The 24,733-nt window shown below is 39.2% G+C and carries 22 protein-coding genes and 1 pseudogene; 10 read left to right on the top strand and 13 right to left on the bottom strand.

Translation table 11 applies throughout. From position 1 onward, the window contains the following. Positions 1-138: 138 nt before the first annotated feature. Positions 139-2,451: a polyphosphate kinase 1 gene (gene ppk1 / locus KZC02_RS22750; RefSeq protein ID WP_221390783.1), complete on the top strand. Its 2,313-nt coding sequence runs from the start codon at positions 139-141 to the stop codon at positions 2,449-2,451. An 83-nt stretch (positions 2,452-2,534) separates the two neighbouring features. Here ppk1 and KZC02_RS22755 read toward each other — a convergent pair whose 3' ends face one another. From KZC02_RS22755 to KZC02_RS22790, 8 genes are all read right to left on the bottom strand, one after another. Next, positions 2,535-5,009, bottom strand: coding sequence for a bifunctional UDP-N-acetylmuramoyl-tripeptide:D-alanyl-D-alanine ligase/alanine racemase (locus tag KZC02_RS22755; RefSeq protein WP_221395151.1), 2,475 nt, complete (start codon positions 5,007-5,009; stop codon positions 2,535-2,537). A gap of 128 nt (positions 5,010-5,137) precedes the next feature. Continuing rightward, entirely contained in the window at positions 5,138-5,830 is a 693-nt protein-coding gene (locus KZC02_RS22760) for a hypothetical protein (RefSeq protein WP_221390784.1), read from the bottom strand. A gap of 10 nt (positions 5,831-5,840) precedes the next feature. Further along, positions 5,841-6,221: a GntR family transcriptional regulator gene (locus KZC02_RS22765; RefSeq protein ID WP_221390785.1), complete on the bottom strand. Its 381-nt coding sequence runs from the start codon at positions 6,219-6,221 to the stop codon at positions 5,841-5,843. Between the two features lie 12 nt (positions 6,222-6,233). Next, positions 6,234-7,019 carry a hypothetical protein gene (locus tag KZC02_RS22770; RefSeq protein ID WP_221390786.1) on the bottom strand — a complete coding sequence of 262 codons (786 nt, stop codon included), beginning with the start codon at positions 7,017-7,019 and terminating at the stop codon, positions 6,234-6,236. 97 nt (positions 7,020-7,116) lie between these two features. Then, entirely contained in the window at positions 7,117-7,959 is an 843-nt protein-coding gene (locus KZC02_RS22775; protein WP_221390787.1) for an ATP-binding cassette domain-containing protein, read from the bottom strand. Positions 7,960-8,127: 168 nt separating this feature from the next. After that, a complete protein-coding gene (locus KZC02_RS22780) occupies positions 8,128-8,727 on the bottom strand; it encodes an NTP transferase domain-containing protein (RefSeq protein WP_221390788.1) in 600 nt (199 codons plus the stop codon). 3 nt (positions 8,728-8,730) lie between these two features. Next, a complete protein-coding gene (locus KZC02_RS22785) occupies positions 8,731-9,933 on the bottom strand; it encodes an XdhC family protein (protein WP_221390789.1) in 1,203 nt (400 codons plus the stop codon). Then, positions 9,899-11,077 (bottom strand): cysteine desulfurase family protein, encoded by a 1,179-nt coding sequence (locus tag KZC02_RS22790; RefSeq protein WP_221395152.1) that lies wholly within the window; start codon positions 11,075-11,077, stop codon positions 9,899-9,901. Before KZC02_RS22790 ends, KZC02_RS22785 begins: the two co-directional genes overlap by 35 nt. A gap of 656 nt (positions 11,078-11,733) precedes the next feature. Between KZC02_RS22790 and KZC02_RS22795 the strand changes: the two are divergent. Beyond that, positions 11,734-12,370 (top strand): annotated as a pseudogene (locus KZC02_RS22795) (peroxiredoxin). Positions 12,371-12,526: 156 nt separating this feature from the next. Here the strand turns inward: KZC02_RS22795 and KZC02_RS22800 are convergent. Then, positions 12,527-13,261 (bottom strand): DUF6962 family protein, encoded by a 735-nt coding sequence (locus KZC02_RS22800; RefSeq protein WP_221390790.1) that lies wholly within the window; start codon positions 13,259-13,261, stop codon positions 12,527-12,529. A gap of 256 nt (positions 13,262-13,517) precedes the next feature. Here KZC02_RS22800 and KZC02_RS22805 point away from each other — a divergent pair, with 256 nt between their 5' ends. From KZC02_RS22805 to namA, 7 genes are all read left to right on the top strand, one after another. Then, on the top strand, positions 13,518-16,058 hold the full coding sequence (locus KZC02_RS22805; protein WP_221390791.1) for an outer membrane beta-barrel family protein: 2,541 nt from the start codon (positions 13,518-13,520) through the stop codon (positions 16,056-16,058). Between the two features lie 127 nt (positions 16,059-16,185). After that, positions 16,186-16,599: a hypothetical protein gene (locus KZC02_RS22810; RefSeq protein ID WP_229253738.1), complete on the top strand. Its 414-nt coding sequence runs from the start codon at positions 16,186-16,188 to the stop codon at positions 16,597-16,599. A gap of 124 nt (positions 16,600-16,723) precedes the next feature. Continuing rightward, on the top strand, positions 16,724-17,248 hold the full coding sequence (locus tag KZC02_RS22815; RefSeq protein WP_221390792.1) for a ferritin: 525 nt from the start codon (positions 16,724-16,726) through the stop codon (positions 17,246-17,248). Positions 17,249-17,359: 111 nt separating this feature from the next. Beyond that, positions 17,360-17,788, top strand: coding sequence for an organic hydroperoxide resistance protein (locus tag KZC02_RS22820; RefSeq protein ID WP_221390793.1), 429 nt, complete (start codon positions 17,360-17,362; stop codon positions 17,786-17,788). Between the two features lie 178 nt (positions 17,789-17,966). Beyond that, positions 17,967-20,198, top strand: coding sequence for an FUSC family membrane protein (locus tag KZC02_RS22825; protein ID WP_221390794.1), 2,232 nt, complete (start codon positions 17,967-17,969; stop codon positions 20,196-20,198). A 6-nt stretch (positions 20,199-20,204) separates the two neighbouring features. Then, the gene (locus tag KZC02_RS22830; protein WP_221390795.1) at positions 20,205-20,408 is read left to right on the top strand and encodes a YwbE family protein; all 204 of its coding nucleotides are present in this window, start codon (positions 20,205-20,207) and stop codon (positions 20,406-20,408) included. A 131-nt stretch (positions 20,409-20,539) separates the two neighbouring features. Then, complete coding sequence (namA, locus tag KZC02_RS22835; RefSeq protein WP_221390796.1) at positions 20,540-21,616, top strand: NADPH dehydrogenase NamA; 1,077 nt, start codon at positions 20,540-20,542, stop codon at positions 21,614-21,616. 81 nt (positions 21,617-21,697) lie between these two features. Here namA and KZC02_RS22840 read toward each other — a convergent pair whose 3' ends face one another. Further along, positions 21,698-22,054: a DUF1801 domain-containing protein gene (locus KZC02_RS22840; protein WP_221390797.1), complete on the bottom strand. Its 357-nt coding sequence runs from the start codon at positions 22,052-22,054 to the stop codon at positions 21,698-21,700. Positions 22,055-22,132: 78 nt separating this feature from the next. On the opposite strand from KZC02_RS22840, the gene KZC02_RS22845 reads away from it, so the two are divergent. Beyond that, on the top strand, positions 22,133-22,993 hold the full coding sequence (locus tag KZC02_RS22845; protein WP_221390798.1) for a DMT family transporter: 861 nt from the start codon (positions 22,133-22,135) through the stop codon (positions 22,991-22,993). A 34-nt stretch (positions 22,994-23,027) separates the two neighbouring features. Here the strand turns inward: KZC02_RS22845 and KZC02_RS22850 are convergent, their stop codons facing one another. The 3 genes from KZC02_RS22850 to KZC02_RS22860 all read right to left on the bottom strand — a co-directional run bounded on the left by KZC02_RS22850 (position 23,028) and on the right by KZC02_RS22860 (position 24,713). Further along, positions 23,028-23,519 (bottom strand): hypothetical protein, encoded by a 492-nt coding sequence (locus KZC02_RS22850; protein ID WP_221390799.1) that lies wholly within the window; start codon positions 23,517-23,519, stop codon positions 23,028-23,030. 33 nt (positions 23,520-23,552) lie between these two features. Then, positions 23,553-24,026 (bottom strand): hypothetical protein, encoded by a 474-nt coding sequence (locus KZC02_RS22855; RefSeq protein WP_221390800.1) that lies wholly within the window; start codon positions 24,024-24,026, stop codon positions 23,553-23,555. Positions 24,027-24,263: 237 nt separating this feature from the next. Then, a complete protein-coding gene (locus KZC02_RS22860) occupies positions 24,264-24,713 on the bottom strand; it encodes a response regulator (protein ID WP_221390801.1) in 450 nt (149 codons plus the stop codon). Positions 24,714-24,733 lie beyond the last annotated feature (20 nt).

The raw sequence follows: 24,733 nt of genomic DNA on the forward strand, positions 1-24,733 counted from the left end.
CTGATCAGAAACAGTCATCCGTTTCTTTTTGCTGAAAAGTTTACCGAAATTTAATAATTACGAAACATTGGACTTGTACTTTCGTTAAATTATAGGTTTTACGAATAACAGGAGGAGTTTTATTTAGATTTACACATTATGCCCGGCCAGAAAGATCCCATGTATAGCGGAGAGAAAAAAGGAAGATTAACCAATATTTTTTCTTTTTTTACACAACCCAAAGAACGTGTACCCAACGAGGATACCAAGCCCGTAAGTGCCATCGAAAAAGCAAATAACCTGGTGCAGCAAAGCGATTTTATCAGTCGCGACCTGAGCTGGCTTAAGTTTAATGAACGTGTGCTGGATCAGGCAACGAACGAGGAGCGTAATCTGTTTGACCGCCTCAAGTTTCTTGCCATTACGTCATCCAACCTGGACGAATTTTTTACGATCAGGATCGGTAGTTTATATAATTATCTTGATTTTGGTAAAGAACGGCTGGATTACTCAGGCTTGCGCGAAATTCCTTTCCGGAAACTTTTGATGAAGGAATTGCATGATTTTGTACGTCGCCAGAACGAATGTTACAAAAACCAGCTGGTTCCGTTGTTTTCCAGGCATGGATTCCGGATTATCAAACTCGAAGATACCAGCGAAAAAGAAAGAGAAACGATTGACGAGTATTTTGAGCGTACAGTGTATCCGATGCTGACGCCCATGTTATTCGACTATACACATGCATTTCCTGTCTTGCTTGCCAAGGTTTTGATCCTGGGCGTCATTACACAGGTGAAAGGTACCACTTCGGAAGAAGACCGTAAACTTTCATTTGTTCAGCTGCCACTAAATCTTCCGCGCTTTTATGCAATCGAAAGAGAAAATGAACTGCTGTTTTTACCGATTGAAGTCATAGTTCGTGAGCATATTCACAAGCTATACCGGAATGTACACATTGTATCTACCAATCTCTTCAGGATTATCAGAAACGGCGATTTTTCACTGGAAGAAAGTGATGACATTGAAGCTGATTTTATTGATGAGATAAAACAGAAAATAAAAAGCAGGCGGTTAGGCAGAGTTGTGCAGGTTTCTATTGAACCGGATACAAATCCCGATTTGCTGAATTTAATCAAAAAACGGTGGGAAATAGATGATCATAATGTCTTTGCAATAGACGGCATCATTGATTACACCTCACTTTGGTCGATTATCAAACACCCGGAATTTAAAGACCAGATGTCTCCTGTACATGCACCTATTCCTCCGCTTGGACTGGAACGGGATCGCATTCCGGATATTTTTGAGGTAATGAAAGAAAGGGATATTCTTTTGCACCATCCTTATAATAATTTTGAACCAGTACTGCAATTGCTGGAACAGGCAGCGGAAGATCCAAAAGTCCTTTCAATTAAATTAACGATTTACCGTCTGGCGAAAAATTCGAGAGTGACGCAGGCGCTTCTTCACGCAGCAGAAAATGGTAAACACGTTGCGGTACTTTTTGAAGTAAAAGCACGGTTTGACGAAGAAAATAATATCAAGGAAGCACAACGGCTTCAAAAAGCGGGGTGTTTTGTGATTTATGGAATTGGTCTTCTAAAAACACATACCAAACTGCTTTTGATTGTACGTAACGAAGGCAGCCATGTTTTACGTTATGCCCACTTGTCGAGTGGCAATTATAATGAAGATACTTCACGCTTGTATACAGATACCGGACTGCTTACTACCAACGAGAAATATACCCACGACATTTCGGAATTTTTTAATGTAATTACCGGGCATTCAATGCCATCAGAATATCAGTACCTGATCACCGCGCCACGTTATATGAGGGCCAGGCTGATAGATCTGATCCAGCAGGAAGCTAAGAATGCTGTTGAAGGAATACCTAGCGGAATTTGTATTAAAATTAATTCCCTGGAAGATCAGGAAACGATCCTGGAATTATACAAAGCGTCTCAGGCAGGTGTTCCAATTAAGCTGATCGTGCGGGGAATGTGCTGCCTGCGGCCAGGAAGAAAAGGATTGAGCGAAAATATTACCGTACGTTCGCTGGTTGGAGATTTTCTTGAACATTCACGTATATTTTATTTCCATCAAAACGGAAACCCGTTGGTGTATGGGGGAAGTGCAGATGCAATGGTCCGGAGTTTTGACAAACGTATAGAATCCCTTTTTCAATTGGTTGATGAACGTGTAAGGCAACAGGCGATTCATATTTTGTATTACAGCTTGCAGGATAATGTAAATGCTTACGAGATGCACGAAGATGGTACTTATGTTAAATGTGAAGTCGAAGAAGGAGACGAACCTTTAAATATTCATCAGGCATTTTATGACATAAAGCTTGAAGATGTAATGGCAGCAAGGCTTTTTGTTCTGGAAGAGAAAGTTGAGGAGCCAACTGAGGATCTGATCAAAAAGGAGGATACAGAAATTGAAATAACGCAGGTTACGGAAGAATAGGAAATGAAATATTAAGGACTAAAATCAAAACGCCTGTATCTCCAAGTGATGCAGGCGTTTTGATTTTCAGGTTAATTCTTGTATTATTCTTTATAAAATACCCGTTTTACTCTTTCTCCGATTCCCGTCAGTATTTCGTATGGAATAGTACCCATATTTTTGGCAAGGTCTGTGATCGGCACTTCTTTCCCAAAAACAATAACCTCGTTGCCTTCTTCTGCAATGGCACCTGTCACATCAATCATCGTCATATCCATACATATATTTCCAATAGTCGGGCACAATTGGCCGTTGACCATAAACTTGCCAACTCCGTTACCTAACCGTCGGTCATATCCATCCGCATAGCCAATTGCCAGCGTTGCAATGGCAGAATCGTGCGTGATCTGTCCTTTACGGCTATAACCAACGGTTTCTCCTGCGGATAAATATTTGATCTGGGAAATAATGGTTTTTAATGTACCAACTGTTTGTAAAGCAGACTGTTCGCGATTAGTAGCTTCCACACCATACAAACCAATCCCCAGGCGGACCATATCCATTTTGTACTCAGGAAATCGTACAATCCCGGCAGAGTTCAGAATATGTTTAACAGTAGTATAGCCAATTGTTTTTTCAATTTGAGATGCACCTTCAATGAATCTTTGGTATTGCTGTTTTGAAAAATCATTATGAACTCCTTCATCAGCACCGACAAGGTGTGTAAATATGGTTGAAATTTTCACACCCGGATTTTCCTTTAATTGCTGATGAAGCCACTCGTAATCATTTTCTGTGAAGCCGAGGCGGTGCATTCCTGTATCCAGTTTCAGGTGAACTGTCGGCATTTCAGAAGGTTCGTTGCGCTGGACAGCATAAGTGATCCAGTCAGTCAGGATTTGCCGGCTGTATAATTCAGGTTCCAGTTTATATTGCCATAACAGGTCAAATGCAGGCAGAGTAGCGTTCATCACCATAATGGGAAGGGTAATACCGGATTGCCGTAATGCGACACCTTCATCTGCATAAGCTACGCCAAGATAATCGACACGATGGTACTGAAGCAGATTTGCCACTTCAGAACTCCCGCTTCCATATGCAAAAGCTTTGACCATAGCCATAACTTTCGTTCCCTGCCCAACTTTTGTTCTGTAAAAATTCAGATTGTGGGTTAGTGCATCCAGATTAATTTCCAGGATTGTTCCATGTGCTTTTTGCTGCAAACGATGCACGATTTTTTCAAAAGAAAATGGTCTCGCTCCTTTGACCAAAACAAGGCTGTCGTGAAGTGTAGGAAATTGAAACTGTGCTAAAAATGTATCTGTATTGTTGTAAAATTCCTGATCCTGAATATCAAAACAAGAAGCCTGATTCGTAATTTCACTCCCGATCCCAATCAAACGGTCAATGTGTTTTTCTTTCAGCAGCTTTGCAATAGTAGCGTATAATTCAGCCGGAGCCTGGCCGGTTTGCAGCACATCAGAAAGAATGACGGTTTTTTGTTTCCGTTGTTCCTGCTGGCTCAAAAAATTTAGGGCCATGGACAAACCCTGAATGTCATTGTTATAAGCGTCGTCAATAATGTAACAATGGTTCGTTCCTTCTTTTAATTCAAGGCGCATCGAAACCGGGCGAAGTGATTCGATCCTTTGCTGTATAAGAGAAGCAGGCAAACCAAAATCTAGCAGGAAAACAATACAGTGCGTCAGGTTTTCCAGAGAAGCTTCGTCCCTGAAATTCGTTTCGAAACGATGGCTGCCAAGCTCTCCGCTCATACTGATCACAGCCGAATTCCTTTTAAAGATATAAGCAACCTGAACAGGAGCCTGAGATACTGTGCTTCCCCAGCAAATTATTTTTATGAATGGATTTACCGGCCTCAGGATAAGACTTATTTCTTCGTCAATATCATTATAATCTTTTCGGTAAATCAGTTTTTTTGCTTTGGTAAATAACCGGAGCTTTTCAGTGATTTTCTGTTTGCGGCTACGAAAACCATTGTCATGTGCTGAGCCAATATTGGTAAAAATACCGGTTGTAGGCTGCATCACCTGCTGTAGGTATTCCATCTCATGGGCTTGTGAAATACCAGCTTCAAAAATTCCCAGTGTATGTTCATTTTTGATATTCCAGACCGATAGTGGGACGCCTATCTGTGAATTGTAGCTTTTAGGACTGGCAACTACGCGCTGGTCGGGAGCGATAAGCTGGCTCAGCCATTCTTTTACAATCGTTTTACCATTACTTCCTACAATTCCAATCACCGGAATGTGAAATTTATTCCGGTGAACCGTTACCGTTTTTTGCAAAGCCTTTATACTGGATGGCACAATCCAGATTTTCGCATCATTCCAGGTTGTGGTTTCCAGGCGAATGGATTCGGTAAACGAAGCAAGTTCAATTACAAACTCCCGGACTCCTTTTTGATACAATTCTGTCAGAAAAAGATGTCCGTCATGACGTTCTCCTTTTATAGCAAAAAAAATGCTTTGTTCAGGGAAAGAAAGCTGGCGGCTGTCTGTCAGTAAATTAAGCGCATGTGTGTCAATCGCTCCACTGGTATTTTCGATGATGCTCATTCCGGTAATTAATTCAGGCCACAAAGGTATTAATCCTTCGGGTTTGAGAATGGTAATTACCGGAAATTTAAGTATGCTTGAAAGTAATTGGGACAAAAAACTTAATTATTAATGGCTAAAAGATATCATTAAAGTGCTGAAAATTTTCTGAATAAACTTCCTGGTAAACTGATATGAGCAGTACTGTCGACCTTCAGGTTAAACGAGTTAAAAACATCTTTTTCAACAGTGAGTTTGCTGGAATCTTTAACTGTAATATTGACATTACCAATAACATTTTTTGTCCAGAAATCTAAATTTCCTCCTGATTTCAGATCAATAGAAAGTTCGTCAAAATGATTGTCTGAAAATATAACACCATTACCCGATTGTTCAACAGACATTGTCCCGTTTTTCCATCCTTTAATGCTACTGGATAAACCTATGGATTGGACGCCGGATAACTGAGGTGCAATGATGAAAATTTGAGGTGCTCCCCAATAGATTTTATCGTTATAAGGATACTTCTCTCCCTGCATTTCATAATGTACATGCAGTGTATCGGCATTGATCTTCCAGTTAATTTTTGGTTTGATGGTATAATTATAAAAATCTGTCAACCTGATTTCGAATTCTTTCCCAGGCTCAATTTGTGTATACCCGAAAAAATTGCCCGTCATTTTTACGTACTTAAATGGTTTTACCGGCTCTTTCAGGTAACCATAATAAGGATCATTTTTATCTATTTTATCAAACTTTGCTTTAATTGACATATCGGAGCCAATCATTGCGAAAAGAGAGAAGGCAAGAAGTATTGCGATTAGCTTGGTACTTGTTTTCATGATTTCATCATTATTGAATGGTTGGATAAGCCTCGGCAACGAATGAATTATATCTGGATTGAAGTTCTTCCATGCTCACGTTTAGTAAGTAAAGTGTTTTAAAAAATTCAGGAAGTTCGGTTTCCAAAAAGCGTTCTTTGCGATAAGCCAAAATGAGCTCGTTTGCATTGTCTGTCACAGAATTGCCGATTCCGCGCTTATTAACAATTATTTCCTTGCTCTGTAAAAACTCATAAGTCCGCATCACTGTGTTTGGGTTTACTTCCAGCATTCCACCCAGATCCCGTACCGAAGGAATTCGCTCACTGGGCGGCCATTTGCCTAGTAATATCTGCTCACAGATATAATCAGCGATTTGAAGGTAAATGGATTGTTTATCTTTGAATTCCATGAATGACGATATTTAAATTTCTTTCTCTTTAAGCCGGACGTATGCAATGTACCAGGTGCCTAATAAGAAAAATGCGGGGAATAAATAGACCAGCGACTGAACAGGTTCCGGGTAATCCAGATAATAACTTTTATTAGATTCGTAATACCAGATTTTCCATGCGCTGAAAGGGAATGCAACCGCCTTTGAAGGAAAAGAAGTAACGAAGTTTGCAAATAGAAAATTAATCCCACCCACCAGAATTGCTGTAACAAAAACTGCGGATGCTGTTTTAATGTAGGATAATTTGGTAAAATAAATTGATCCTAAAAACACTGCACCCTGAATGATAACATGGAGGGAAAAGAAATACTGAAGTAATTCCTTCGGAATGTATTTATATTTTTCTATACCGCCATACAACTTGCTGTTAGCCAGGTCGATAGTGCAGATGTGAATCTGAAGAAATAGCAGAGCCAGCGGTACAATAAACAATAAATTGAGAAGCAATGCACTCAGATATTTTTCTAACCGGGAGGCAGGAACCATCAAAGCTGCGATTCCTGTGTCGGAAGAAGCATACTGGCTGAATACAGAAGTAGTAAGCAAGCTGCCACCAAACATAATAATCATAAACAATGCCAATGGATGGAACAGATATAGAAGTTCACTTACATCTTTACTCCAGGTGATTGGCAGCATAAATAAGAGCATCGTTGCAACGAACAAGCCGGTTGTAAGAAAATAGTTTTTACTCTTTTCGGAGAAATCCAGCTTTAATAAAAGTCCAAAACGATGGAAATCAAATGTCTGATTCATGGTAGTTAATTTAGAAATAAGAACATTGGGTTGAAATCAGGAGTGGTGTTGCTGATCAGCATTCCTAATAAAAGAATCATGAGTAACCAAAGTGATTTCATAACTGATGATTAAAAATCTGTTTAATACGTGCAGGATTTTCCATAACCGCATTGAACAATTGTTCCAGGTCCACGCGGCTTTCTTCTTGTTCCAGGTTTTCTGTTACAGCTTTATAGCCTCGCAGGGAAGGCTCAGAATACAATACATTTGAATCATGATTAATACTTGAAACCGTACCGAAGTGAAGCCTTTCCGAAACGATGTCCAGACTATGCTGAATCAGAATTTCACTGTCTTCCAGAATAATAATGCTGTCAATGAGATTATCCAGATCCCTTACCTGATGCGTGGAAATCAAAATTAACCGGTCGGGCTCAAGAGCAGAGGAAACAATTTTTCTGAACTGGCTTTTTGATGGAATATCAAGACCGTTGGTTGGTTCATCCATCAATAATATCCTGGTATTTGTGGCCAATGCAAAAGCGGTAAGCACTTTCTTCTTCTGACCATACGACATTCCTGTTAGTTTGTTGCCTTCCGGGATGTCAAACTCTTTGATATAACGGCGAAACTGCTGCTCATCGAATTTGGGGTAAAAAGGTGCGTGTACTTTCAAGTACTGATCGATCGTTACAGAAGGGAGGTAAATTTCCTCAGGAATGAAGAATATATCCTGTAAAAAAGCTGGCTGTCGCTTTTTTGGCTCATGGCCATTAATTTGAATTTTACCGTTTAATGGAAAAAGCAATCCTGCCATATTTCGAAGTAAGCTCGATTTTCCTGCACCGTTTTTTCCTAACAATCCATAAATGTGGCCGGAGTTCAGCTTCATTGACAAATTATCAAACAACCTTTTATGCTTACTATATCCAAAGGAAACATGGTCTAACTGGATCATAGATTACTTGTTTAGTGTTCTAGTATAATAGTACACTGTAAAAGTATATTTTTGATCCTAGATTTGCAAGAAGAATTTAAAAAAATTAGGAGCGAAGATGTAAGAATGAAAAATTTAGGGATGGTGTGTAATATTTATGAAATACCATTTGGCATGCAACAACAAAACTTATTGACCCAAAAGCCTCCGATAATCTTCCTGCGTATCAATATCCATACTTCCTAATGGAAATGGTATACTGACGACATCATTTTCAAACCGTTTCAATAATTTCTTGGCACCTTCTGCACCATTCAAAGTCAAAAGGGAATCAAAATATTTTTTTGGAAATAGGACAGGAGTTCCTAATGTATTCTGGTAGGAGCAGGCGATAATACTGTTTTCATTCGTTTCAGCTTTTTGAATAAGATCGAGAAATAATTCCGATGTAACAAAAGGCTGGTCGCTTACGACCAGAATTACACCAGCAGTTTGCGGATTGATCTTTAATAATTCAGAAATGCCAACCCGTATTGATGAAGCCATTCCTTCCTGCCATTCGTTGTTTTGGACAAAATGAAGTGGCAACTCATGCAGTTCTTCTAAAATGAGGATTTGAACCGAGCCGGTAACAATGATAACGGGTGAATTGATTGCTTCAATTGCCGCTTCGGCTACATGCCTGATCAGGCTTTTATTTTGATATTGGAGCAATTGCTTGGGTTCACCTAATCTGGATGAGCTGCCGGCTGCCAGTATAATAATTCCGTATGAATTTTGGTTAGCCATATTTCAGGATTGAACGGTGCTGACTGCACACAAAAAATCTTCTTTACCCGGCTTCACATAATCTACACTTTGACCGGAACGGTTGTGTATGGGTTCGGTCTTTTCACGTAACAATGTACCTTTTCTTCCATTCATGACTGCCTTTATTTCTGCCAATACCGATAAGGCAATTTCCTCGGAAGTTTCTGCACCGATATCTAAACCAGTCGGACCGAATATTTTTGATTTCTGTTCGTCAGTTACTGTAACTCCGTCTGCCTTCAGGTCGTCAAACATCCGTTCCAGTTTCTTTTTTGGGCCTAATGTGCCGATATAAATACAATTATCAAGCTCTATCAGCTGTTTTAAAAGAGCCAGATCGTAGTTGTAATTATGGGTCATTAATACAAAAAATGTTTGAGCATCAGTTTCTATATGTGCCAATACTTCACTGGATCGGGCTATCAATACCTGGGTAGCTTTGGGGAAACGCTGTTTTGTAGCGTGTCCGGTGCGGCCATCAACAACTGTAATATTCCAGCCCAGCAAATGTGCCATTTCCATCAAAGGAATAGTGTCGTTTCCGGCTCCCGCAATAACCAAAGAGGGAGGCGTTTTTAGGAATTCTACGAATCCGGTGAGTTTCTGTCCGTTAATGATATATTCCCTGAAAAAAGAATCCTGGATATTTTTTGCATGATCTGCTTCTAATACCAGCGAGTCCGAATAAGTGAAATTTTCATTTTGTATTATGCTGATATTTTCCTGATCCAAATGCAAAAAACAGGTTCCCGGCTGATTACCTGTTCTGGAATGAAGGGAAAACAACGTGACTAACACTGCATTCTGCCTTTTTTCTAAAATCCTTTTTAATAATTCAATCGGATGATTTACCTGTTCAGAATGTATCGGTTCAAACAGGATATGAACGATGCCGTTACAACCAAGCTGAACGCCTAGTGTTGTATCGCTTTCATCTGTTGTATCGTATGTGACCAGTTTGTTTTTCTGCTGTGAAATGGCCAGTAACGCTTTGCGCAATGCATCACCTTCCAGGCAGCCACCGCTGATGGCCCCTGTAAGTTGTCCGTCATCAGTTACCAGCATCCGTGCTCCCGGTCTGCGATACGAAGAACCTTCAACGTGAACGACAGTTGCCAATGCCATTCTTTTCCCGGCTAATAAAGCCAGTTCATACGATTTGATGATGTCCGTAATTTCTTTCACTACGATGTTCTTTTACAATTTTATCAATTACCTGAATAGCATAATCAACTTCTTCCCTGGTGGTAAATCTTCCAAAACTAAAACGAAAAGAATTGTGGATATTCTCGTCTGAAAACCCCATTGCTTTCAATACATGACTTGGCTCCATTGTCGCTGAGGTACATGCCGAACTTCTGGAAAAAGCAATCTGGCTGCCCGCTTCCAGAATCATTTTGTCTCCGTCAATATCACTGAAGGAAATATTGGTACAGTGCGGCAGGCGTGGAATTGCTTTACTATTGATTATAACACCATTTAGTTTTAACAATTCCGTTTCAAAATAATTACGCAGTTCGGTTAGTTTTTTCTCTTCTGAATTTAATTCTTCCAGGCATAGTTCGCAGGCTTTTCCCAAACCAACGATTCCGGGGACATTCAGAGTGCCGCTGCGCATATTTCGTTCGTGTCCGCCGCCATCAATCTGTGCAGTTAAATTGATCGCAGGGTTATTTTTTCTTACAAAAAGTGCTCCAATTCCTTTGGGGCCATATAATTTATGTGCACTGAAAGACATCAGATCAATTCCGTCAGCATGCACATCAACCGGGATTTTGCCAACTGCCTGTGTTGCATCTGTAAAAAAAAGAATTCCATACTTTTTAGCAATAACGCTTATTTCAGGGATAGGCTGGATCGCTCCGGTTTCATTGTTCGCATACATGACAGCAATCAGGACAGTTTGGTCCGTAATCGCATTTTCCAGATCTGATAAATTGATCAGCCCATTACTGTCTACGGGCAGATAAGTAATATTCCCGCCCAGTTTTTCTATATGCCGGCACGTATCCAACACAGCTTTATGCTCTGTTTCAACTGTAATAATATGGTTTCTCTCTAAAAAATTATTCTCAAAAACCCCCTTTATAGCCAGATTATTTGCTTCGGTTGCGCCTGAAGTAAATACAATTTCTTTTGGATTTGCACCGATCAGGTCAGCTATATTTTCTCTTGCAATTTCCACGGCTTCTTCTGCCTCCCAGCCGAATGCGTGTGTGCGGCTCGCAGCATTTCCGAATTTATTAAGAAAGTAAGGCAACATTTCTTCCAGAACCCGCGGGTCCATAGGCGTAGTAGCATTATTGTCTAAATATACCGGCGTGTTCAGGTTCATAAGCTAAGTTTGCTAAACATCAAATTTAAAGGTTTCAAGCAGAGAGCGCAAAGTTTGAGTACACAGAATGCGGAGTTTTCTTTCTTTGCAAACTCTGCACCCGACTCTTTTACCATGGCTGAACCCTTTCTTCCACACAAAAAACCATCCCATTTTAAACTATGAGATGGTTTCTGATTAACTTAAATGAACAGGTTAACTATAAAATTATGAAGAATGGCCTGTAAATGATCAGGCTAAGTACTGTTAATGAAGCTAATTCTATTTTAAGTTTTTTGGTAAAAGGTTTTAAACTTATTTCAATTCCTGATTCCATTATTAAAATTAAGATACTGAAAAGTGTATAAAATTTTGTGGTGGATAAAGTGTAGTACAATTTCTTTATTTATAATCCGCATTTCACGGATATCAATTTCCCAATAATATTCAAATGACCATATTTTCAATTAAAACGCAATTAAACGCAGCTTAAAATAAAATTAAAAGATGGATAATATTGATTTTGTATGGACTAAAAATTTGCAAAATTATACTTTCGATTTTGCGTATATATATTTAAAAATTTCGATTTTTATGAAACTAATTTTTTAAATTTGCGTTGAAGTCTACAAGTTTAATAGATTAAATGTTTTATTTAAAATTACATAATTATGTCACTTCGATTAGGAGATATTGCCCCCGATTTTGAGGCAAATACAACTCAGGGACCTATTAAATTTCACGAATGGCTTGGCACTAGCTGGGGATTGTTTTTTTCACATCCTTCTGATTTTACACCCGTTTGTACTACCGAATTGGGAAAAACAGCGCTTTTAAAAGGAGAATTTGAGAAACGTAACGTTAAGGTTTTGGCTATAAGTGTTGATGATCTTGAGTCGCACAACCGTTGGATTCCGGATATCAATGAGGTCAATGATACAGTTGTAAATTTCCCGATCATTGCCGACGAAAATCGTAAAGTGGCGGAATTGTACGATATGATCCATCCGAATGCAAGTGAGAAATCAACAGTTCGTTCCGTTTTTATTATCGGGCCCGACAAAAAAATTAAACTGACTCTGACTTATCCGGCTTCAACTGGACGTAATTTTAACGAAATTATCCGTGTCATTGATTCATTACAACTGACTGCAAATTATTCTGTTGCTACTCCTGCCGATTGGAAAGATGGCGAAGACGTGATTGTTGTTCCTTGCGGTAAGTACAGAAGATGCTGAAAAGAAATTTACAAAAGGCCTGAATATCGTAAAGCCATATTTGCGCTATACTCCGCAGCCTAACAAGTAAATATTATATTTAAAAGTGTAATTTTTCATAAAAAAGCCTCATGATCAGAATATGATTATGAGGCTTTTTTATGAAAAATTATAGGATTAGAGTTCTATAAGAATCTCCGTGGCTCTCTTTTAGCCCTGTGGTTTTCTGTGTAATCTGACACTCCCTTCACTCCACATCCATTTCCTGTTTGATTTCTTCTATTTTCTCTCTTTCAGCACCATAGAAAACCATATGCCGTGCTCCCTGATAATAGTACCAGATAGATAATCCCATGCTGATGTGACTGATATCATTATAGTTGAACCAAGGCCCGAAACTGAATTTTAAGGCGTGAAAACCTGCCGAAACGGCTCCCATTAAAGTAGCTATAAAAATGTATTTGCTGCCGGGATCCTTTTTCTTTTTATACACATACAATTCGATGAAGAAAAGCATAAGGAATAATCCGTAAAATGCGTGAATTTCCACAACGACAAAGTTGAGTGTAATGAAGGTTAGCACGAAGAAGATCGCCAGTTCGACATAATTAAGCCAGCCCAGAAATTTACCACTTCTTTCTGCCAATAATGGTTTGATATGCCATATCGCCGCACGTTCAAATAGTGCCACGGCGATCATACTTGCAAACCAGCCGGGTATTTTTCCGCGCATGCCGGTCACATATAAAAATCCATGTCCCAAAACACCGCCGATTGCCGTAGCAATTCCCATAAAAAGGAAAAAATACTGGATTTGGGTATACATACGATGCGCTCTTCCCAGTTTGTTAAGATGAAAAAATGCATAAATACAGACAACTGTCATCATGAGACTGGTGATCACAGTGGAAGGTTCCAAAATAGTTATTCCAAAAACCTGAATCTGAAAAACCTTACTGAAATCAATGGCAATGTCATTCATAAATAAAAATGAGTTTTATGGGCAAGTAAAAAGGAGTGAAGAATTTCTCCAAAGTAACTACAAATGAGCTGTTTTCTCTAAAAATATTTGCGTTGCTTAACAGCTAACAAAATTGTACCAGCCAATTGTTCGGTAAATGACGAAAGTTTAAGAAATAGGACATAACAAAGCTGGAAAAAGTGGCATTTGGCAGATGAAAATGCCTGACTGGTCTATTAGCAAAATTAAAGTGGTCGGGATAGTAGTTCTTTGTATCATGAAAAAATCAGCTACATCAGCCCTGAAGGTAATCGCATTGATTTGCCTTCTCTTGAATCAGATCAATTACGTCAACGCACAGACTCCGGGAGCCGCTGCAACCGGAGCCGCGGCTCCCGGCGGATTATCAACGCTTGAAAATACTCCAAAGGGAAATTCTAAAATATCCGGTTCAGTAGTTGATTCGGTAGGTTCCAAAGGAGTTGAGTTCGCCAGTATTGCATTATTCAATGTTGCCGATAATAAAGCAATTGATGGGACTACCGCAGATGAAACAGGGAAGTTTGCAATTACCAAGGTTGCTCCCGGAAATTACAAGCTGTTAATTTCCTTCATTGGTTTTAAAGACAAAACAGTCAATAATATTAAGGTAGAAAAGGGAAAAGACATTGACCTGGGTGCAGTTACATTATCGGGCAGTGTACAAAATCTGGCTGAGGTGACGATTACAGGAGAAAAATCATTAGTGGAAGAAAAAGTGGACCGCCTGGTTTACAATGCTGAAAAAGACATTACTTCGAAAGGCGGTGACGCTTCTGACCTGCTTCGTAAAGTGCCAATGCTTTCGGTGGATCTGGATGGAAATGTATCGCTGAGGGGAAGCGCCAATATCAAGATTTTGATCAATAATAAACCTTCTACGATCATAGCCAGTAACGTGGCGGATGCATTGAAGCAAATTCCGGCTGATATGATCAAATCAGTGGAAGTAATAACTTCGCCTTCGGCCAAATATGATGCAGAAGGTTCGGGCGGGATTATCAACATCATCACCAAGAAAAATAATTTGCAGGGACTTACTCTTAATATTGATTCAGGTGTTGGTAATCGTGGTTCCAATCTGGGGTTGAACGGAAGTTACAGAAAAGGAAAAATGGGTTTTACTTTGGGCGGTTTTGGCCGTGCGTTCTATAACAAAGCAGAATCTACACTTAACCAGACTACGTTTTCAGGAACCGATTCATTTCTTACCAATCAGACTTCTAAGGCGAAGGACCGTGGTGTGTTCGGGCAATATTCATTGGGATGGGATTATGATCTGGGAAAAAATCAGGCACTTTCAGCCGGGGTTCGTTACGGAACAAGAAATTTTATCCAGAAACAGGATCTGACAATTAACCAGTTTGAAAATAGTACACTGGATGCTACTTCAATGCGCAAAGTAGATCGGAAGGATCTTTCGGGAACAGTGGATGTGAATGTCGATTATATAAAAACATTCAAACCACAGCAGGAGTGGAGCATCTCAACTTTATATAGCAGAACCGGCCTGACAAATAATTTCAATACGGATCTGCTAAGTGAAAGTGGTTCATTGACTGGCCGCCAGAAAAATGAAAACCAAAATTACAATTCGGAACTTACTTTTCAAACTGATTACCAGACACCGATCAGGAAAAACCAAATGCTTGAATTTGGTGCCAAAGGAATCTTCCGGACAGTAAACAGTGACTATAAATATCTGATCGCAGCAGAAACAGGAGACTTTATCCTAAATGTTAACAATCCGTCAGGATCACTGAATTATAGCCAGAATGTTGGTGCGGGCTATGTTTCATATAGTTTGACAACAAAAAACAAATACACTTTTAAAGTGGGAACGAGATATGAATTTACAGATATCAAAGCTGATCTGGGTGAAGAAGGAAAAATTTCGATCCCAAGTTATGGCAATCTGGTACCAAGTATTAATGTTTCCAAGAGTCTGAGTGGAAGTACAACGGTGAAAGCTGCATATAACAGAAGGATCCAGCGCCCGGGAATTCAGCAGCTGAACCCGAATGTCAATCTTTCCAATCCGCAAAGTATCAGCACAGGAAATCCTGCATTGAGCCCGGAATTAACAGATAATTTTGAAGTTGGATTAAGTACTAATATCAAGAAAACGTATCTGAATGTTTCCGCTTTTGCCCGTCAGACAAACAATTCTATTACCCAGGTTCGTACGGCTGTGGATACGCTGGCAGGTGCTATTGTTACCACGTATGAAAATATTGGAAAGCAGCAGGCTTATGGTTTCAATGTATTTGCCAATGTTTATCTGACTCCTAAATGGACTTTAAACGGAAGTGTGGACATGTTGCATTCTTATATGGAAGGACAGACAACGGATGCAGAAGGACTTTCGGTTCAGGTTAATAATTCAGGCTGGAACTATGGTGGGCGTGTTATGTCGCAGTTAAGTTTGAGGCAGGGCTGGGGTTTGCAGGCATTTGCTTTTTATCGTGGAAAAGAAGTGCAGTTACAAGGATCCCGCACCGGATTTTACATGTACTCACTGGGTTTCAAAAAGGATTTTACCAACAAAAAAGGAAGCATTGGCTTTGCGGCTGAAAATTTCATGACAAAAGGTGTTCGTTTTACTTCTGACCTTAATTCGGCACAATTCAACCAAACTACTGCTACCCAGCTTTATAACCGTAATTTCAAAGTTACATTCAGTTATTCAATTGGTAAAATGAGCTTCGAAACCAAAAAGAAAACCAAATCGGTAAATAATACCGATGTAATGGGCGGAGGAGAAGGTGCCCAGAAATAAGTGAATAGCTAATTGATAGAATAAAGGCTTGCCAAACTGGTGAGCCTTTATTTTTGATATTTTAAAAATCATAATTTGTTTTTTTACTTTTTTAATTAAAATATAATTAGAATGCTTTTAAATAAACTTGTTTGAAAAAAAGCTAGCCCCTATCTTTGCGGAACAATTTCCACATTCCAAACACAGGCTTGCAGTGAATAATACGAATGAATTGTTCAGTACCTCCAAAGGTTTCAGTTTTCAGTGCGATAAAAGTTCAAGAATTGTTGTCAATTTTGGTGAGATGCAGGCTTCATTCCGAATTCAGGACTTTCTTGGTTTCCGCCGCTTCATTAATAAGATTGATATACACAGCAGGATTTTTGATCTTTCAGATGAATCTGATTATGAGTTTGTTGAAGCACCCCAGCTTAACATCTACCAAAAACTTACCCTTTGTGAGCTGATTCAGTTACGTGAACTTGTGAATGGTACCCACTTTGCCATCGAGCTGAATTCACTATTACATGAGCTTCTTTATCAAGAATCAGAACTAGTCTAAATAGCTCATACCCTTCATATTAGACCAATTCCAAATTTCAACGTTTAGTGTTATTTAGTTGTTAATCCTGAACTTTCGCGGGATATTTGTGCTTATTAATACGAAGCATAATCATTAATTAATCATGAAAGATCTACTTAGACAACGCACTTCTTTAAAAGAAGAAATAGAAATATTATTGAACAACCAGGTTAAAATGGAAGCAGAAGCTTCTTCAAAATATCTGGCCATGGCTTCGTGGTGTGACCGCAACGGATTCAAAAACAGTGCTGCTTACTTCATGAAACAATCAGAAGAAGAGCGTGCACATATGCTTAAAATATTCAACTATATCATGACTGTTGGCGGAACAGCTGTTTCACCTGAAATTGCACCTGTTAGACAAGAATTTGCGTCTTTCAGAAGTGTTTTCGAAGCAGCTTTACAAAGTGAAATCAGCGTAACCCAATCGATTAACCGCATTGTTACACAAAGCCGCAGAGAAGAGGATTACGGTACTGAAAACTTTATCCAATGGTTTGTAAACGAACAAGTTGAAGAAGAAGATAATGCTCGTCGCGCTATTGAACTTTTCGATGTAATAGGTGAGGAAGGTACAGGTCTTTACTTTATTGATAAAGCAATTTTGAAAATCAGCTCAGAAGCTTAATTGAATTTATTTACTGATAAAAGAGTTGCAGCTTCGGTTGCAGCTCTTTTTTTATTTACAGCTAAACCTGTTTTTATCAATAGTCTATAATAATATTTCAAAGTATCAATTATGATTGAAGCATTGTATACTGCCCATGCAACAGCAACAGGCGGAAGAAATGGGAAAGTAAATTCATCAGACGGGGTTTTGGAGCTGGAAGTACGTACACCTAAGGAAATGGGTGGTTCAGGCGGTGCTTATACCAATCCTGAACAGCTTTTTGCCGCGGGATATTCGGCTTGTTTTGATAGCGCACTTTCTCATGTGATCAGGGCAACAAAAATAAAAACAGGAACCACTACTGTGACTGCTCACGTAGGAATTGGTAAAAATGATACCGAAGGATTTGGATTGGTCATTACACTGGAAGCCAATATACCCGGTGTTGAGCAATCTGTTGCCGAAGAGCTCGTAGCAAAAGCACATCAGGTATGTCCGTATTCGAATGCAACCCGCGGAAACGTTGAAGTAACGTTAAAAACAACGATCAACGATTAATTGGTAGGTTACACAAAGCTGTATAGGGAAAAAAGAGAGCCACAGAGAATTTAATCTTTCTCCGTGGCTCTCTCCTTTTCTCTTTGTACCTCTGTGTAATCTGTAAATAATAATACAAGCTTTTGTGTCACATAAAAGTTAAAATTGGTAGTATTGCGCAGCTATCAACACGCTTTTCATGAACTACCTCGACGAATTTAAGAAATTTATATCCAGCCATTATCTTTCTACCGGAGTCAGGCTTACTTTGGGAGCGGTTATTCCGAGCCTTATTTTACAGCACTATGGTCTTTTAAGCAGTTATATAGCTTTTCCACTGGGCACTTTGCTTATTGGCAGCACGGATAATCCCGGCCCTTTTCACCGCCGCAGAAATGCGCTGGTCATTGCCATTCTCATGTGTTTTTTGGTAGCCTGTATTACGGGGTATCTTCGTCATATTCACTTCATTGTCTTTGCCGAAATACTGGTTTTTGGCATATTTTTCTCGTTGATCGGTGTCTATGGCAACCGTGCTAATAGTATAGGATTGATTTCCCTGCTCGTATTTGTTTTCAATATTGACGACCACATGAGCGGTGATGCCATTTTGCGTAATGCACTGATCTTCTGCGCGGGTGGCGTTTGGTATTTGATTTTGTTTTCGGTTATACAGACTTTACGCCCTTATTTGCTTATACAACAGCTTTTGGGTGAAAATTTTGTAGAGCTGGGAAAATTGCTTTCGATCAAGGCCGGTTATTATTTTGCCAAACCGGATTATGACGAACTCTTTAATCAAATGATCCATCAACAGGTTATACTTCGGGAGAACCAGGATAATCTGAGGGAAATCATATTTAAAACCCGTGAGCTTGTTACAGAATCGACGAATAAAAGCCGGATATTAATGCTGATGTTTCTGGATAGTATTGACCTGTTTGAAAGAATACTCAACTCACAACAGAACTACACAAACCTGCACAGGGCCTTCGATGATACAAAAGTTTTGAGGTTATTTGGAACGTATATATCCTGGATGGCAGCTGAGATACAGCAAATTGGCCTTGCGGTTCAAAGTGGTTTTCCGTCCCGTTCAAGACGGGATCTGGATGAAGCTTTCAATAAATGCCAGTCGGCGTTTGAACGAATGCGGCAGGATAGGATGACCCATGAAAACATGGAAGATTATATCATGCTGCGCCAGATACTTAACAGTCTGCAGGATATTACGGAGCGGATCAAAAAGCTGCATCGCGCAACAACTTATGATGCTTCGATGAGCAAAGACTATAATCTGGATGTTGAAGCTGATAATTTTATTCCTAAACAAGAATATAATCCAAGGATATTGGTTGATAATTTATCTTTAAAATCCAGTCATTTCAGGCATTCTTTGAGAGTTACACTGGCATTGCTGATTGGTTACACGGTGTCTTTGTTTTTTAGTTTTGGACATGGTTACTGGATTCTGCTGACCATTGTTACCATCATGAAACCAGCATTCAGTATCACCAAACAACGTAATCTGCACAGGATTGCGGGAACAATAATCGGGGCCGTTTCAGGGTTTCTGATTTTATATCTGATCAAAGATGGAACCGTTTTGTTTGTATTAATGATGCTTGCAATGATATCCGCTTATTCATTTTTGAAGATTAATTACTTTGTAGCCTCAGTCAGCATTACTTTATATGTGCTTTTGTGGTTTAATTTTCTTAATCCGCAGCATATCACGGCCGTTTTGCAGGACCGTGTAATTGATACCGTGATTGGATCTGTGATTGCTTATTTCATTTCATCTTATGTACTTCCGGTTTGGGAACATTCGCAGATCAATCAATATATCAAAGTTGCGTTGGATGCCAACCGTAAATATTTTGATATTGTTGCCGCGAAGTTTACGGGTAAAAATCTGGATATTAATGAATTGAAAGTTACCCGGAAAGATGCCATTATTGCCCTGGCAAACCTTTCGGACAACTTTCAGAAAATGTTATCTGAGCCAAAACGACAGCAGTTAAAGATGGAAGAATACCATCAGTTTGTGGCTACAAGCCATATGATGACTTCCTATATTGCGTCACTTTCTACCTATGCCCAAAGTAATGTACAAACGCAGATTTATGCAGAATTTGAAATGATGATCCGGCAAATAGACAAGCAGTTTCAGGTGGCGACTGATGTGCTGGATAGAAAGCAGAATTCGGCAGCAGAAATAGGAAGGGAATCGTTGCCGCAAAATCAGAAACTGGTGGAATTGCTGACCGTACGGAAAAAAGAAATTAAAGAAATGGGAATTGAAAAATCGGCTCAGTCTCCTGCCAGAAAAGCATTGTCAGAACTGAAAACGATCAACGGTTTGTTTGAACTGATCAGCACGATTACCATTGATGAAATTAAAATTTTACAAAAAATATCTACTAACTAAGAAAAAATGAATGAATTATCTGGGACTGAACGCAGGAATATAACTTCCGGACTGGCAGTTTCTATTGTTTTAAAACAAGATCAGCGTAGCGGAAAACTTACAAAAGGTATTGTGAAAGATATTCTGACAAGTGCTCCCAAACACACGTATGGAATTAAAGTACGGTTACAAACTGGTGAAGTGGGAAGGGTGAAAGTAATTGGGAGCTAATAGCCGGAACTTAGTATAATACACTATAATTAAAATTTATCAGGCGTTGGCATTGATTTTGTTCAATTTTCTGCTTGCTGGTTAAATGCACATTTAATCAAACCTTTTCATTTTACTCAATTTATTACAGAATGTCTTCCAGATTATTTTCTCCTGTTCAATTTAAAAGTATCACATTAAAAAACCGCATTGTTGTTTCTCCCATGTGCCAGTATTCTTCAACCGATGGCTTCGCGAATGACTGGCATCTGGTACACCTTGGCAGCAGGGCAGTTGGCGGTGCCGGATTGGTTTTTACTGAGGCAGCTTCAGTATCACCGGAAGGCCGTATATCTCCTCAGGATCTCGGGATTTACCGGGATGGGCACATTGAAAAACTAAAACAAATAACGGAATTTATAGAGGCACAGGGAGCGGTAGCAGGGATTCAGCTGGCTCATGCCGGGCGCAAAGCCAGCACTTTTACATCCTGGCTGGGGAAAGGACAAGTGCCTTTGGATCAGGGAGGATGGCAGGCATTGGCTCCTTCTGCTATCCCGTTCAGTGAGAGAGATAGTGTTCCAAAAGAAATGGATTTAGCCGATATTGAAAAGTTTGTGGATGATTTTGTCGCAGCAGCTTCCAGAGCTTTAAATGCAGGATTTAAAGTAGTCGAGATCCATGCCGCACATGGTTATCTGATACATCAGTTTTTATCCCCGTTAAGTAATAAACGCAATGATGGATACGGAGGAAGTTTCGAAAACCGGATTCGTTTATTGCTGGAAGTTATAGATGCGGTAAAAATAGTCTGGCCGGAAAATCTGCCTTTATTCGTCCGCATTTCGGCGACTGACTGGGTTGAAGGGGGATGGGATGAAAATCAGTCCGTAAAGCTTGCTGCTATTCTAATTGAAAAAGGTGTGGACCTGATCGACGTATCGACGGGCGGGTTAGTTGGTAATGCTATCATTCCTGTCGCGCCTTCTTACCAGGTTCCGTTTGCCGCGGCAATCAAAAAGCAAACCGGAATGCCAACCGGAGCTGTCGGAATGATTACCAGTGCAACTCAGGCTGAAACTATACTGGAAAATGGTGACGCCGACCTGATATTTATGGCAAGAGAATTTCTGAGAGATCCGTACGCAGCATTACACGCAGCTGCTGAGCTAGATACGGCAATACAATGGCCAGTACAATACGAAAGAGCTAAACCGGTCAGGAGTTAAAATTTTAGTGTTCACAGTTTAGCGTTTTAAAAGTCGTGATTTTAGCGTGAATTTTATTTTAACCTCATAATTCCAAACTCATCACTCCAGATTCATTGCCTGTCGTAAAATTTCTTTGATCTTTTCGACAGGCAAATCTTTTTTTGGATCAATCGGCATGATTTTCATTCGAGATCGTTTTTCGGCAACCAGATCGGGATGGATTACATCTTTGCCATCAACAATTCCAATATATGGCTCGTTTGTTTTTTTATTTATCCACAGGTAACAAATCCGTTTTTCAGTTCCATTTTCTTTTTTGAAATAATAAAAGGGCATCTTATAAGTCCATACTTCTCTGACATGGCTGTGTTGATGAAGAATTAGATACCGCAATGCTGCAAGGCAACTTCTTACCGGTTCTTCTTTTTGAAGGAAATAATTATCAATTTCTTTCATTAAATACGTAATGCTTTAAATTGTTTATGGAAAGGTAAGATATTGCAATCTTTATATTTGCATTGAAACTCTTCTGCAATGATCAATCCGCGTATCAGCCTAATTATAGGCGTTTTAAGTATAAGTATTTTTCCAGTCCTTGTAAAATGGGCTCCGGTTTCTGGGATTTCCTCGGCATTTTACAGGATGTTTATTGGCTTTATTTTTCTTTTGCCCTACGTATTGCTTACTCAAAAACTGGAAATCCCTTCAAAATGGGAATGGCTGCCCATTGTACTTTGCGGTATTATTTTTGGCAGCGATATTGCAGTATGGAATATGTCAATTCATTATTCCAATGCTACGCAAGCTACCTTATTAACCAATTTATCGCCGATCTGGGTTGGAATAGGAACATTCCTTTTTTTGCCAGACAAACCTACCTTCCGATTTTGGCTGGGAACAATTGTCGCCATTTCGGGAATGGTGGTATTGATTGGTTTTGATACATTTATTCAAATGCAGTTTGATAAGGGATTTATGCTGGCGGTACTTTCAGGAATGCTGTATGCAACTTATATGATCCTTAGTAAAACAGTGCTCAACCGCATGCAGGTCGTTAGTTTTATGACATACAGCATGGCCGTTTCAAGCGCTTATTTATTGATTATCTGTTTGATTATGGATCAGCCATTATGGAATTTTGAACCTTTAATATGGGGTGTTTTGGCAATACAGGGATTGGTTTGTCAGTTAGCAGGCTGGCTTGCCATTAATTACGCAGTAAAGGCAATGGATGCCAAACGTGTTTCATTGAGCCTGCTTAGCCAATCTGTTATGACCGGACTGATTGCCTGGATTTTTATTAATGAAACCATTTCTTGGCAAATGATAATAGGAGGTGTGATTATTCTGGTTGGAATTGCCATCACATTTAAGAAAAATAAAACTGTTGATTAGCAAATGTTTATCGCAATCAATGCACGTATACAATTCAGGTTAATAATTTATCGGAGAAAAAAATATAACAGGCAACGGTTGCAGAAGCAAATACAAAGTGTGTAATAAATAGTGTTGGCAGATAGGATTTAAGCTCAATGTGAGGCGGGAATGGATGAATGGCAAAGAAAGTAAACCAGAAAATAACCGCAAAAATCCCACTCACAAAACCAAGCAACAAACCATTCCAAATCCCGGGCGCTCCTACACCGGCGCTCCAAAGCAAGTGATAGCCATATGCGAACATAATACCAATAGCATAATGGGCAGCGATACCTGCTATAACAGAAAGTTTACTATCTGACAACTTTCCGTCGTCTGTTGTTTCGCAGGTGATCATGGTTCCGAGTATTTTAGTCACGTTCATAACCTTTTTTGTGACATGATTTAAAACGTAGATACACAAAGTCATCACGGCGGTACCCGTAATTCCGGATACTAATATTACACTCAGCCATTGATTTGTGGGTATCAGTTTGTCAATCATATGTGTTTTAACATTTTACATCTTTTTCAGTAATTACAATTTCCCTTCCTGTTTCATGTATTTTGTTATAATTTCTGTGACCTTTTCGGGTTGCTGAGTTCCTATGAGCAGTTTTTCTGAATTATTTTTTACCATAAACAAACCTTTATTGCCTTTTGCATTATACACCATACCGTATTTAAGGGAGACTCTCACACCGTATCCGACAAAACTGTATGTAATTATTTCGGCACTTTTAATACTATCCCATTTGATAAGCTGATTAGTCAGAAAGGAGTATTTGATCCTTATCCCATCCTCATTATAACAGGTTTCAAGCTCTAAATAATAGAAAATCAGCATGACCGTTGTGGTTATAAAAAGGCCGACAATCAACCCGGTAATGTCCAAAGCCTTAATTCCTGAAAGCTGCCTGATCAGATCCCAGATCCAATAGCCAGCCAATCCGATTAAAATTGCCCAAATCCACCATTGGGTCATTTTCTGTTTTTCGCTGAATTCGTTCATGATTTAAGTCGATTATCATTAAGAACTATATGTGTACTAATTTATCGAATTTCTTCAAACAAAAAAAACGGTATAGCAGAAGCTAAACCGTTCAATTATTTTTCAGAAAAATGGAATCTTGCAATTACATTTTAAATTCTATGGACCTATCTGAAATGATCTTGTTTTAAAAAGTATCTGCTTCGGGAGTGTAATAGTAAATAAAGATTTTTTTAGAATAATCCGCCTTAATTAATATCAGTATTGATAATTAAATTGTTTTAATGCAGGTTTCCAGTGGTGATTATTCCAGTCAATGTCCAGAATCTGGCTTATGGCTTGTTTCAGTTTCATAAACGAACCAGGTTTTTGAATAAAGTAACTCGCACCTTGTTCGTACACTTTTTTAATCATTTCCTCTTGCCCGGTTGTAGAAAGAATAATAATCGGAATATCTTTCCACTGCTTGGTCTTTCTGATCAGATCCAGGCATTCAAATCCATTTTTACGTGGCATATTTAAATCCAGAATAATAATGTCCGGAACAGGAGGAACATTAGATTCCATCAGATTAATCAGTTCCACACCATCGTTAGCAGTAGTTAATTCTGTTGATGTGCAAACTTCTCTCAAAGCATCTTCAAACAACATACAGTCGTCAGCATCGTCATCGGCCAGAAAAATAGACTTATTTGATTTAATATTCATGTTCTTGAAATTAAAGCACT

The sequence above is a fragment of the Dyadobacter sp. NIV53 genome, assembly GCF_019711195.1.
Taxonomy (GTDB): Bacteria; Bacteroidota; Bacteroidia; order Cytophagales; family Spirosomataceae; genus Dyadobacter.